Raw genomic sequence first — 12,522 nt, 5'->3', positions numbered from 1 at the left:
ACTGGAGGAGACCATATATGAGCTCTGGTTAAGAGATTTACTGACGTATTGAATCATGGAGATATTTAAATTGATTTTCTCTAGCCAGAGATTCTCAGTGAAAACAAGGCGACTTTACGCGTCAATAGCTAGCCTATTGCAAGTAAATTCAACGCAGTTAGCGCTGAAAATAGCTGCTCGAGATAGGTTTATTATCCAGAGTTCAGGTTAATTAACAAATCCCACATAAATAGACGTCTCACTTTTTACCTATCAATCCTGATCTTGTATTAGTTGCTAATACAAATAAAAAACTGTCCATAAACCAAGCAGTAACGCAAACTTAAATAAGAATCAAAACCAATAGTAAAGCAATGATTTTTATAGAGAAAACTTGCAATACAGGCTATTTGTACTACACTGCATACAATTGAAATAGTTAAGGCGATTTATCATGAAAGGTAATCAAAAAGTAATCGATGCGTTTAATACATTGTTAGCTAACGAATTAGCAGCAATCGACCAGTATTTTATACACTCGCGCATGTATGACGACTGGGGTTTAAACAAACTATACGAGCGCCTTAACCACGAAATGGAAGAAGAAAAAGATCACGCAGACTGGCTTATTAAGCGCATCTTGTTTTTAGAAGGTGTACCAAATATGACTAAGCGCCGTGATTTACTTATCGGTAACGACGTAAAAAGCATGATGCAAAACGATTTAACACTAGAACTTGAAGTAGTTGCGTGTGTTAAAGACGTTATCGCAATATGTGAAGAACAACAAGATTATCAATCTCGTAGCATTTTAGAAAAACTGTTATTTGATACCGAAGAAGATCATGTTTACTGGTTAGAGCAACAACTTGGCTTAATTGATAAGATTGGTTCTGAAAATTATCATCAAGCACAAATGGCTTAGTAGGAGCATATTATGAAAGGCGATAAAGACGTTATTGCGGCGCTTAATAAAGTACTCGCTAATGAGCTTGTTGGTATTAACCAATACTTTCTACATGCACGCATGTTTAAAGATTTTGGCTTCACTCAACTAGACAAAGCAGATTACAAAGTATCTATTCAAAAAATGAAAAACGCCGATCGTTTAATCGAACGTATTTTGTTTTTAGAAGGTTTACCAAATCTTCAAGACCTAGGCCGACTGCGTATTGGTGAAAACAGCGAAGAAATGATTGCAGCTAACATGAGTTTTGAACTTGATACTATTGGTGAGTTACAAAGCGCAGTTAAACTGGCTGAAAGCAAAAAAGATTATATTACCCGTGAAGCCCTTGACCACATTTTAAATGAGCAAGAAGAGCAAATTGATTGGTTAGAAACCCAACAATTACTTATTAAAAATACGGGTATTAAAAACTACTTGCAGTCTCAACTGTAAATAGTAACAAGCATAAAAAAAGCAGCTAAAAAGCTGCTTTTTTTATATCTAAATTTTATATGTAATTAAGCAACTTGATCCGTCACATCCGCAATCTGAATAAGTCTGCGATTAAGGATCTTTTTAGTACAACCACAACACTTACCGCATTGGCTGCCTACTTTAAGCTCTTTAGTTAATTCACGCATGGTTGTTGCACCATCGTCAATTGTTTGCTCAATTTTTTTATCAGTCACACCGTGACATAGACAAATATACATGAATACAAACCACTCTCAATTTCATTTAGTAGGTGCATACTAATCTAAACGAAAATGGTTATCAATTGTTATTTGAAAAAATGTGTATTATTTGAATTTTTTTTGGCCAGCGCCACTTAAGTTGAGAATTCGCGGCAGCTTGAGAATAGTTTTAATTTTAAGCAAGGTGTGGCACACAGATTGAGATTTATTAATTAGAGTTCACCTTAAATCTAAGTAAGAATAGGTTTAGGTAAATATTTGAATGGTTGAAAATTCATTACATTAAGGTTTTAAAAACCTTAATGTATAAATACGGAATTTATGGAGGGGTGATTTCCGGTTTGTGCCATGAGCGGACGATGATACTAACTCGTTTATGCTCCATTATCACTCCGAGAAAATGCTTGATACAACTCAACGGGCGTACTTTTACCCTACTAAATCTAATCCAACTTTCATTATGGAGGGTGGGCTTTTGTCTATGTCAATAAATCGAAAATTGAACTACATGAGTAATGAGGATTAGAGAACTATTTTAATCAAAACTCTCAATATTATTGACTCATAAGATCAATTTTTTCAGCACCTTATTAAGGTTCGACTATTAAAAACTCGCTTGATTTAAGCATTTATAGTGTCATTAGATTAAATTTTGGTGCTAAATTGGTGTCAATAAGTCACAAAATAAGTATACTAATATAAGTAATTGAGGAGGTTTTAATGTCAGTATCACAGCAAGTAACCAGCTATATAATGCACCAGCGATACGGTCGTGTCTTTACGCTTGATGATTTCATGAAAAGTTCAAACCTTGAATCAAACCGAGCGGCAGTCACTGCACTCAGCCGCTGTGTTGACATGAAGTTAGTCAAACGTCTATCACGTGGAGTCTATTACAAACCTCAAAAAAGCCGCTTCGGCACTCTGCCTGTAGATACACAAGAATTGATCAAAGCTCTCAGCCGAAAAAAACATGCTGAATTCGTTATATCGGGTGCAACTGCAGTCAACGCTTTAGGTTTATCAACACAACTCCCTATGGTTAGGAGTTATATGATGACGGAGCGTGTCAGAGCAGATCTTAAATCCGTCAATATAAAAATCGAATATAGTAAAGCACTTGATCATTTTTCAAAGCACTTAAAAATCAGCGATAAAGCACAGAAGAAGCAGGCTTTTATATTTTGGAGTGCGCTACATTACATAGGCAAAGATAGGTTCTCGGATTATAGAAGTCCGTACACTTCACGTTTTGAGAAGACATTTAGCAGTAATGTTAAACAAAAGTTTTTTCAGGCTCTTCCGCCATCAATGAACTGGGCAAAAAAAGCAATAGGACATTAAATTGAGCAAATATTTAGAACTATCTGCTTCTGAAAAACGTGAAGCATTATTGGTTGCTGAGGAGCAGCATGAAAGTAAACTTCCAGCATACATAATAGAAAAGGATTATTGGGTTACACAGACTTTAAACATTCTCTACACAAAGATTGCTCCTACGTTTTCTGAGAAATGTGATAAGCCATTTCTCTTTAAGGGTGGAACGAGTCTTTCGAAAGGCTACAGCCTAATTAATAGAATGTCTGAGGATATCGACCTATCTTTTTCTTTAAACCTCCTTGGTTGTCAGCCTATTGACTTAATTAAATTTACCAGTAGGAAAGCCAGACAAGCTGAAGCTATTGTCATCGATACAAAAGCTGAAAAATTAATAAAAAAACATCTCATTAACCAACTTAGTGAACATTTACAAGCACTGGATCCAGAAGTCAAAATTGAGATTGAATCTGATGCACCACTTAACATCGCCATATACTATCCTAAAGCTCTAAACGAAGATGAATATGGAAGTGCTGCTCAACAAAGAGTTTTGCTCGAAACAGGTGGCCGTTCTGACAATCATCCTGACAAGTTCGTTGAAATAAGCCATATGTTGGGCGAGGCTATACCAGAGCTTTTAGATGATGGTTTTGATGTTTTAACCCTGTCTCCTGAAAGAACAATTTTAGAAAAGATGTTCGCAATACACACGAACCATGTGAAAGAGTCCTTGGCTGATAAACATGCTCGACATCTATATGATATTATCGAAATTGACTCGAATTACCCAGACTGGTGTACAAATAAAGATTTGTTTGAAGTTGTAGTTAATTTTTGTAATATCTACTACAAATGGCACGCTGATTCATGCTCAACAGCCTTGAAGGGGCCTTTAATGCTTACTCCTCAGAATCCAGATATGACGGATAAGTATAAAAAGGATTGGGAAAGCATGGCAGATATGTTTCCTAAAGCTGAACTTCCCTATTCATTCGATGATTTAATAGATAGTGTCAAATTGATTGAAGTTAAGGCAAATGGTAGTTTCTACGCTTGATTTACCGTATATGCAATAAGCCGCAATACTTTTAGTCTTTTCTTCTCTAAAATATAGTCATTTTATACCTGAGATATTTTCTGATAATGTTCGGGATAATCTGTGAATTCGAATAGCAACCTTAAACTATCCCTAAAGACTCTATAGTCAAATTTGTAGTGACATAACGAATTTGGTCGCTATATTAGAGGGATTGCAAAATCTCGACTAATCCGTTAAATGCTAATTTAGCAAAGTCACTGACTCGTTTCTGTCCAAAAACGAGTTTATCCGACCGTCGGCTTCTCGCTCTTTCCTGACTATCAACTAATTGCCAAAAGCTAACGTTATTACTCCCGAATAAAAACTATATTCGATTCTTAATATTTACCGCACAAAATTTTTGTGAAATAATGCCCGCCTCTTAGGGGAGTAGCCCGCTCAGTAATGAGTAAACTTATCAACATAATTGCACCTCAAGTGCATGGTAAGTTTGTAATGTTGTAGCAAGCGTTATCGGCGAGACCTAGGTAGACACTATCCTCATGGCGGGAGATAGTTGTTTGCCTTGGTTTAGTATTCCCGCCTGTAAGAATCAATAATGGAAGTTTTTTTAACCTCAACCGTCACTGTCACACTTGCCGAAATAGGCGATAAAACCCAGCTTTTATCGCTCCTGTTAGCCGCCCGCTTTCGTAATAAAGGCGCGCTTATTCTTGGTATTTTAGCCGCAACCTTACTCAATCATGGTTTATCAGCATGGTTTGGGCAGTGGTTAAGTAATAGTTTTTCTTCTGAATATTTACCTTGGCTTGTAAACATAAGCTTTATTGTAGTTGGACTTTGGTTGCTAGTTCCAGACAAGGACGAAGCTGTAAGTAGTAAATATGATAGCTACGGAGCTTTTTTAGTCGCTTTTGTATTATTTTTTATTGCAGAAATTGGTGATAAAACACAAGTAGCAACGGTGTTGTTAGGCGCACAATATCAGTCTGTGTTTTGGGTAACGGTAGGAACCACGTTAGGTATGCTAATTGCTAATGTCCCTGTTATATACGCTGGTAATGCATTACTAAAAAGAATATCTTTAAACACCGTACGTGCTATTGCTGCTTGTGTGTTTGTGTCATTAGGTATTTATGGCTTAGTTACAATTTAATAAATATTAAAGCTCGTAACTGTTGATTTAAGTGCGAGCTTTAGTTTTTTCTGCATGTTATTTATGCATTATTTACACAGTAACATCCCTTGGTTTGCGTAATTAAAAGGTTGGAATTAAAACCTGCGGCTAAATTAGTGACCACAGTTTCAACAAAACCACTTCCCTGAGCACAAGCTAATCCTTCGGAGAGCGGCCCTGCATAAACAAATTCACCCGCTTTGTTAATAATAACAGCAGCAGGCGTTGCCGGAATAATGTGTTTAAGAATTGGTGTTAATTCAACTTCCACAATCTTCATGCCTTTATTCGTAGCAAAAGAAGTTAGCGATGAAATATGTGGCTTAGCCTGTATAGTACACCCGCAGTTTTTTTCTGTTATAAGCACTAAAGACGGCTCACCATTATCAACCCAATCCAATTGCTTTTTAAAATTACTAAACCAATGTTTTTGCATTAAAATTTTTGAGCTATCAAACGGTTTAAGCTGCTCTAATTGAAAATAAACTAACCCTGCAACAACACAAATAAGCCATGTAGCTATTAGCGAAAATACGAAAGAGTTAGATTTATTTAAACTTGGCAATGCTTTGCTCTAACACATCAATACTTACATCAATCAACTGAACTTTTGCTGTTAATTGTTGTACTATTTTTTCATCTTCATACTGACTCTGACGCATAGTATCTGTACTGTTTGCTATTTGCGCAGTATTACCAGCCTGTTGTGAAACCTCTTGAGCAACTGAGTCTGTGCTTACAGATACAGCCTTGATTTGTTCACTCATTTTAGAAATGTTTTCTTTCATGGCTGTACTAATATGTGTTAAATCAACAACAAAATTTACACATTGGCTCATAGACTGAGTAGATGTTTTGCTGTTGTTTACCAAATCTTTTAGTGTAAGCCCTATTTTATCGGTGGTGGCTTTGCTGTTATTAGCAAGCGAGCGAACTTCATCCGCAACAACAGCAAAGCCTCGTCCATGCTCGCCCGCCCTTGCAGCTTCAATTGCAGCATTAAGCGCTAAAAGGTTGGTTTGTTCAGCAATACCAGATATTTCATTAAGTAAATTTGAAATAACATCACCAGCGGCCACTAACTGATTAATCTGCTCTTCTGTATGATTAAGGAGTGTTAATAACTCTCTACTTTTATCATCTGTTTGTAGTACGTCTTGTAAAACACCACTTGCTGCTTGTGTTATGTTGTCTACTTGATGTTTAAGTACTTCACTTTCTTCTTCAACTAGTTTAAACCCATTAGCAACTTGGGCACTTGAATTAGCAATCTCGTCAGTTTGTTGCGTACGTTGTAGAGCTCCATCCGCTAATTTATCATGTACTTGGATAAGCTCTCGTGAATTAGTCTGGAGAGACTCTGATTGAGTTTGTACTTGCTTTATAACATCAGATAAATATTCAAGTAGCGTATTAAAACCGTTTACTGTTTCACTTTTTGTATCTTCAGCCCGCAATGAAAGCTTTATATGTTCGGAGTCGTGCATTATCTGCTCTGTCGCAAAACTAAGTGATAAACCCGCCCTGCGCTCGCGTTGTAATGTTTTAGCTATATAACCTGCAACTAGCACTTCAACAATTGCATACCCTGCATGTATAAGTACTGTAGTAAAAGCGAGTCTATCCGGATCAAATACATAAAAACCTGTATTTTGGGTTTGCAGGTAATAAAAAGATAAATGATGAACAGCTACAAATATTATTGCCGTTATAAAAACACGCCACTGTACAAACATTATAAGTACAGCCATTAAAATGAATATTTCGAAGTGAACTTCTATTAGCCCAAATGTCTGTTGGATATGTAAAAAAGAGAACATCATAATAGCGGCTGCAACTACATGTGCCGTTAAAACACTGTCAGGCTGCGTTCTAAGTAACCAAATTGGGAGTATGCAAAGCGGCAAGCCAATAATAAAAGCTTGGGTTAACGTACCAAAATACAGACCAACACCGATAGACTCAATAAATAGAAGGCTAAAAATAATGGTGAACAACCGAGCGACACTAGACATAAAACCCTTAAATATATTGTAGGTTACTAAATACACACCATTATACGTAATAAAACTTAAATTGGAGCATCGATTCTAATAAAATTTAAGATAATTAGAGCCAAGCTTTGAATAATCTTATTTTATTATAGGCAGTATTTTTTTAAACGTAGGCGTTGCTGCTTTTTTTGTCCATTGAAAAATAACAATTTCAGCGCATGAAATTACCGCACCCGCTTGGCGTAATTGCTCAACTGCCAAGTTTTTATGTTGCGGATTTCTCGAGCCAATACCATCGTGTACGACAATAACCTCAAAACCATTTTCTATTAAATCTAAGCATGTTTGTAAAACACACACATGCGCTTCAGTGCCCACAACAACAACCTGCTTTTTATCATGGCTTTTTAACTTATCAACAAAGCCAAGCTCTGCACATGCACTAAAGTACGTTTTATGAAAATACATAGCATTAGGTAAGGTATTTTTAATTTGCTGATTAGTCTCGCCCAACCCTTTGACATATTGCTCAGTTATTAAGACCGGGACGTCGTGAATAATACCAGCCTGTGCTAACCGCAATGTACTTTTTAAAATATTCGGAAAATCTTTAATTGCAGGAGCAAGCAACTCTTGTAAGTCTATTATTAATAATACGCTGTTTTTTACATCAATATTAGATAAAACCACTATACTCTCCTCATGAACATTAACTGTTATCTATTTAGATTAGCTCACTATTTGAAAATAGAACTTTTAACTTTACGTATATTATTTTTAATTAAAAAATAAAAACTTATGCTATATTTACTATCTAGCTAAGTATCATCCTATCCTCCACTGAGAGTGTTTATAAGTGCGTTTGAGCAAAGTTTTTTTTCCTATCACTATTATTTTTTTACTATGCATTCAATGTACTTTTGCATCACAGAACTATGCTCAACAATTACAACGTATTTCTACTGACGAAGGTCTCTCGCAAAGTTACGTTTTGCAGACACAAGAAGACGAAATTGGCTATATTTGGATAGCTACCCAACAAGGTTTAAATCGCTTTGACGGGTATAAAGTAAAAACTTTTAATGGTGGCTTTGGCTTAGATAAACACTATATTTATGCGTTATTTAAAGCCGAAGACGGAAAAATTATCGTTTCAACTGATCTTTCTGGTGCGTTTATAATAGATCCCCTCACTTTAAAAACCGAAAAAATCTATTCAGGTCAAATAGATAAAGAACAAAAGATGTTTTCTCCAATCTCCGCGATGACCCAAAAACAAAATACTTTTTACTTCGCCATAGATGGTCAAATATATACATTTGATGAGACGAGCAAACGCTTTGCACTTAAACTAGCTCTACCAAATGAAGGTGACTACATTAGGTCATTAACGATATATAAAAATACTTTATATATTGGTACAAATGATGGCTTATACACGGCAAATATAGATAATTCAGAACTTGTAAAAATCCCTCTTCATCCCCCTGAAAAAAATACGATAGATAATGTAAACGTCAAATTCTTAAGTGTTGATAATGAATTAGGATTACTTGTTGGTACTGTTGAAGGCATGTATCAATTAGCATTCGATAATAACAAAAATATATCTGCAGCAAATATTACAACGTTAATCCCTGATTATAATATATGGGATTATGCCAATACTGTTTACGGGGAGTTTGTAGCAACCGAAAGTGGATTGTTTAGTTATCACCGTGAAACCAAAGAACTAGAGTTCATTTTAAATTATGAAAAAAGTAAGTTTAATATTAGTGAAAACTCAATCAACGACCTAATGATTGATAAATCGGGTGTACTTTGGCTAGCTTCTAGAACCCAAGGGGTGTTTACTTGGCCAGTCAAAACTCAACGGTTTAAACATATTTTTTTACCTGGGAATAATACTGTTCATGCTGCCTATCAAGATAAAAATAATATTATATGGCTAGGGACCGAAGATGGTATTGCGCGCTACGACCAAGTTACAAATAAAAGTAAAGTATATTTAAGCTCGACCGACTCAAAAGCTATATATGGAGCATCTGCCGTTTATGATATTTTTCCGTCTTCAATTGGCGATAATCAATTCCTTTGGCTTGTTACTTTCAACGGGTTCAAACTTTTTGATAAGCAAACAGGTAAAGTTATTGAAAACCAAGACACAGAGAATGATGTAATTAACCGATCAAACTTATTTGGCTTTTCCCAATTATCTGCAGACACATATGCATTTATGTCTGATGATAACTTTTATCTTTTTAATGAAACAACCGGAAAAACAAGAATTATTAAGGGACTCAAAGAGCAAGTCGACCCTTTATTTTCTTACGCTTTTTATAAACACCTCGACACACATCCTGAAGAGTTTGTGCTTGGTACATCAAAAAGTTTTTTTAGGTACAACGAAAAAACGAAAACTTTAACGACTATATTTCAGTCTTTTAATCCCAAAGAAGATATTTTTTACACTGTAGAAAACTTTTACTTAGACTCAAAACGGAATACTTTATGGTTGGCAACCACTCAGGAAGGCTTAATTGGTGTTGACCCAGTTACTTATGAGAGAAAACACTACATAGGATTAAAAAATTCATTTAATACTGACTCTATCTATTCATTACTTCCTGATCAAAATGGTTTTTTATGGGTAAGTAGTAACAATGGTTTATACCAAATAAACCTAGATACACTCATTGTGGTGAGTTATTCAGTAAAGGACGGATTGAATATAAACCAATTTACTCCTATAGCTGCAACAATGTTAAATGATGACAGGCTAATTTTTGGCAGCAATGTCGGAGCTCTACTCTTTGACCCTCTAGACTTTGATGAAGAAGAGTTATTTAAAAAAAATAATGTAGCGATTACCGATATAAATCTTTTTACCAAAGAGCTCAATTATTACCCTCATCAATATCTTAGCCAACCACTTGAGCTCAGTTATGAAGATATGGGGTTGACGGTTAGTTTTTCTAACTTTTCTTACCCCAATATAGACAAAGCGTATTATAAAGTTACCCTTTTAGGGCCAACGTCCCTTACATATGAAGACTTACAATCTAATCAAGTGTTTTTCACAAAGCTCCAACCGGGTAGTTACTCACTAAAAATATCAGCGCATAATCGCGATGGTATTGTTACAAGCGAACCAGCCACGCTTAACATCAACGTAGCTTACGCTCCATGGAAGTCGCCCTTTGCTATTGCCGCCTATATAGCCTTAATACTAGCCGTATTGTTTTTTATTTTTTGGCAATACCGCAGCCGCCAAGTTGCAATAGAACAAGCTCATAGAGCGACTATTCATTCGCAAAAGCAAACAGAGCTCGCGCTTAAAAATAACAAAAGTGGCGTGTGGGATTATAATTTTAAAGATGCTTCCGTAAGCACGCTCAGAGGAATTGAATTAGGCTATACAGGCTTGCCTGTACGCGTACACATAGAACAATTTTTGGCGCTAATACACCCTGATGATCGACGTCGTTTTGAAAACCAGTGGGAAAACTACTTCAAATATAAAAAACAACAAAACTGGCAAGCAACCTATCGCTTACAGCACAAAGACGGCCATTGGTTATGGTATCAAGATACAGGTCAAGTTATATATGATCCTCAAACAAATGAGCCGTTATATGTTTCTGGCATATATACTAATATCACAGCGCAACGTGCTAACGAGCAACAAGCAAAAATTTTAGGTGAAGCGTTTAGCCAAATAAATGACTGGCTCCTTATACTCGATAAACATTTAATGCCATTTTCTGCGAACAACAGTTTTATTGAAACATTTTCAAATGAAAAAGTAGCCACTAAAATTAGTCCTAAATTGTTCATAAAAGCGATTGGTAAAGATAAGTGTAAAGAGTTTGCTGGTATTTTAAAAAAATTAAAACCGACAGAAAATTGGCAAAGTGATGCTTATATAAAAACAGCAAGAAATAACGAACATCCAATTCATATAAGTGCCACAGCAGTTACAAAAGATACTGCAAGTTACTATGTGGTGGTTATTACAGATTTAACCGAGCAAAAACGTGCTGAAAACGAATTGCGCTATTTGGCTAACTTTGATCCTCTAACGCATCTCCCAAATCGTAGTTTAATGTATCAAAACATTGAGAAAGCGATTAAATATGCCGATGAAAGTAATACACAATGCGCATTATTATTTATTGATTTAGATAAGTTTAAACCTGTTAATGACTCTTTTGGCCACGCAGTTGGCGATAAGCTCTTGTGTAATATTACCCAAAGAGTGAACGGTATGCTCGGCGCAAACGCAAAACTTGGCCGACAAAGTGGTGATGAATTTTTAGTGCTGATTCAAAATATAAAATCGCTTCAGTCTCTTCGCGATACAGTAAGAAAAATTAGTAATGAGTTAGCTAATAAAGTAATTATTGAAGACTTCTCTATTAATATTTCAGCCAGTATTGGCGTTGCTTTATACCCATTCGATGCTGTAACCACCGATTTACTTATCCGTAATGCCGATGTAGCCATGATGCACGCTAAACAAGGCGGGAGAAACGACTTTAAGTTTTTTAGCGATGAAATGAATGAGCTGATAAAACAAAAGTTACTGCTCGAAAATGATTTAAAAGATGCAGTGAAAGACAATCGATTTTTTAATCACTATCAGCCTATCATCGACATAGAAGAAAAAACGATAAATGGCGTGGAGTTACTCATGCGCTGGAACAATCAAGGACAGTTAGTATCGCCTGCACTTTTTATTCCTGTCGCAGAGGAAACCGGTTTAATAGAACTCCTTACTGAGCAAGCATTGCAACGAGCTCTTATTGAACTTGCACCTATACTCAGCGAAAACCCATTGTTTTACATATCTTTAAACTTATCGCCTAAACATATTTTAAAAACAAACATAACCCAAAGGTTAATGTCTATATTAGCGGACTCTCAAGTTCATCCAAGACAATTAAGACTTGAAATAACAGAGAGTATTTTACTAGAAGATAAACTCAAAGCAGCCAAGCAGCTACATAACTTAAAAGCTGCTGGCTTTAAATTACTACTTGACGATTTTGGTACAGGTTACTCGTCACTCACCTATTTGAGCCAATTTCCTATTAATGTTATTAAAATAGATCAAAGCTTTGTAAACAGTATTGGTATAGATAAAGGTGATGAGTCAATTATTAAGACCATTCTTTCATTGGCCGAAAACCTAGATCTTTACTGTATTGCAGAAGGAGTAGAAACGCGCGAACAGATGAACTTTTTAGCTGGAGTTGGATGCAATGTACTGCAAGGTTACTACTTTGCAAGGCCAATGAATGCTAAAGACTTACGTAAAAGCGATTGTTTTAGCAATATCATTGATTTGATTTAAAACATTAAAAGCG

10 protein-coding genes are annotated in these 12,522 nt (G+C 35.8%); 6 read left to right on the top strand and 4 right to left on the bottom strand.

The features are described from left to right. Positions 1–433 precede the first annotated feature (433 nt). Both bfr (GQR39_RS11115) and bfr (GQR39_RS11110) read left to right on the top strand, forming a co-directional pair. On the top strand, positions 434–904 hold the full coding sequence (gene bfr / locus GQR39_RS11115; RefSeq protein WP_002958985.1) for a bacterioferritin: 471 nt from the start codon (positions 434–436) through the stop codon (positions 902–904). Between the two features lie 12 nt (positions 905–916). After that, positions 917–1,381, top strand: a complete 465-nt coding sequence (gene bfr, locus GQR39_RS11110) for a bacterioferritin (protein WP_024593101.1) — start codon at positions 917–919, stop codon at positions 1,379–1,381. Between the two features lie 65 nt (positions 1,382–1,446). Here bfr (GQR39_RS11110) and GQR39_RS11105 read toward each other — a convergent pair whose 3' ends face one another. Continuing rightward, positions 1,447–1,641, bottom strand: coding sequence for a (2Fe-2S)-binding protein (locus GQR39_RS11105; protein ID WP_002960627.1), 195 nt, complete (start codon positions 1,639–1,641; stop codon positions 1,447–1,449). 702 nt (positions 1,642–2,343) lie between these two features. On the opposite strand from GQR39_RS11105, the gene GQR39_RS11100 reads away from it, so the two are divergent. The 3 genes from GQR39_RS11100 (at position 2,344) to GQR39_RS11090 (ending at position 5,138) form a co-directional block, all read left to right on the top strand. Further along, the gene (locus GQR39_RS11100; protein WP_165735645.1) at positions 2,344–2,967 is read left to right on the top strand and encodes an AbiEi antitoxin N-terminal domain-containing protein; all 624 of its coding nucleotides are present in this window, start codon (positions 2,344–2,346) and stop codon (positions 2,965–2,967) included. 1 nt (position 2,968) lies between these two features. Continuing rightward, positions 2,969–4,000 (top strand): nucleotidyl transferase AbiEii/AbiGii toxin family protein, encoded by a 1,032-nt coding sequence (locus GQR39_RS11095; protein ID WP_165735644.1) that lies wholly within the window; start codon positions 2,969–2,971, stop codon positions 3,998–4,000. A 580-nt stretch (positions 4,001–4,580) separates the two neighbouring features. Continuing rightward, entirely contained in the window at positions 4,581–5,138 is a 558-nt protein-coding gene (locus GQR39_RS11090; protein WP_165735643.1) for a TMEM165/GDT1 family protein, read from the top strand. Between the two features lie 61 nt (positions 5,139–5,199). Here the strand turns inward: GQR39_RS11090 and GQR39_RS11085 are convergent, their stop codons facing one another. The 3 genes from GQR39_RS11085 to GQR39_RS11075 all read right to left on the bottom strand — a co-directional run bounded on the left by GQR39_RS11085 (position 5,200) and on the right by GQR39_RS11075 (position 7,843). Continuing rightward, positions 5,200–5,724, bottom strand: a complete 525-nt coding sequence (locus tag GQR39_RS11085) for a DUF6436 domain-containing protein (RefSeq protein WP_165735642.1) — start codon at positions 5,722–5,724, stop codon at positions 5,200–5,202. Next, a complete protein-coding gene (locus GQR39_RS11080) occupies positions 5,708–7,174 on the bottom strand; it encodes a methyl-accepting chemotaxis protein (protein WP_165735641.1) in 1,467 nt (488 codons plus the stop codon). Before GQR39_RS11080 ends, GQR39_RS11085 begins: the two co-directional genes overlap by 17 nt. Before the next feature lie 117 nt (positions 7,175–7,291). After that, positions 7,292–7,843 (bottom strand): hydrolase, encoded by a 552-nt coding sequence (locus tag GQR39_RS11075; protein WP_165735640.1) that lies wholly within the window; start codon positions 7,841–7,843, stop codon positions 7,292–7,294. 166 nt (positions 7,844–8,009) lie between these two features. On the opposite strand from GQR39_RS11075, the gene GQR39_RS11070 reads away from it, so the two are divergent. Continuing rightward, entirely contained in the window at positions 8,010–12,509 is a 4,500-nt protein-coding gene (locus GQR39_RS11070) for an EAL domain-containing protein (RefSeq protein ID WP_165735639.1), read from the top strand. Positions 12,510–12,522: the final 13 nt, after the last annotated feature.

This window comes from Pseudoalteromonas sp. C8 (assembly GCF_011378685.1).
Lineage (GTDB): Bacteria > Pseudomonadota > Gammaproteobacteria > Enterobacterales > Alteromonadaceae > Pseudoalteromonas > Pseudoalteromonas arctica.
This window is presented reverse-complemented; position numbering and strand designations above follow the sequence as displayed.

Excerpts from the sequence above, each read along its gene's own strand:
- bfr (WP_002958985.1), top strand. The coding sequence starts at position 434 with ATGAAAGGTAATCAAAAAGTAATCGATGCGTTTAATACATTGTTAGCT.
- bfr (WP_024593101.1), top strand. The coding sequence starts at position 917 with ATGAAAGGCGATAAAGACGTTATTGCGGCGCTTAATAAAGTACTCGCT.
- GQR39_RS11105 (WP_002960627.1), bottom strand. The coding sequence starts at position 1,641 with ATGTATATTTGTCTATGTCACGGTGTGACTGATAAAAAAATTGAGCAA.
- GQR39_RS11100 (WP_165735645.1), top strand. The coding sequence starts at position 2,344 with ATGTCAGTATCACAGCAAGTAACCAGCTATATAATGCACCAGCGATAC.
- GQR39_RS11090 (WP_165735643.1), top strand. The coding sequence starts at position 4,581 with ATGGAAGTTTTTTTAACCTCAACCGTCACTGTCACACTTGCCGAAATA.
- GQR39_RS11080 (WP_165735641.1), bottom strand. The coding sequence starts at position 7,174 with ATGTCTAGTGTCGCTCGGTTGTTCACCATTATTTTTAGCCTTCTATTT.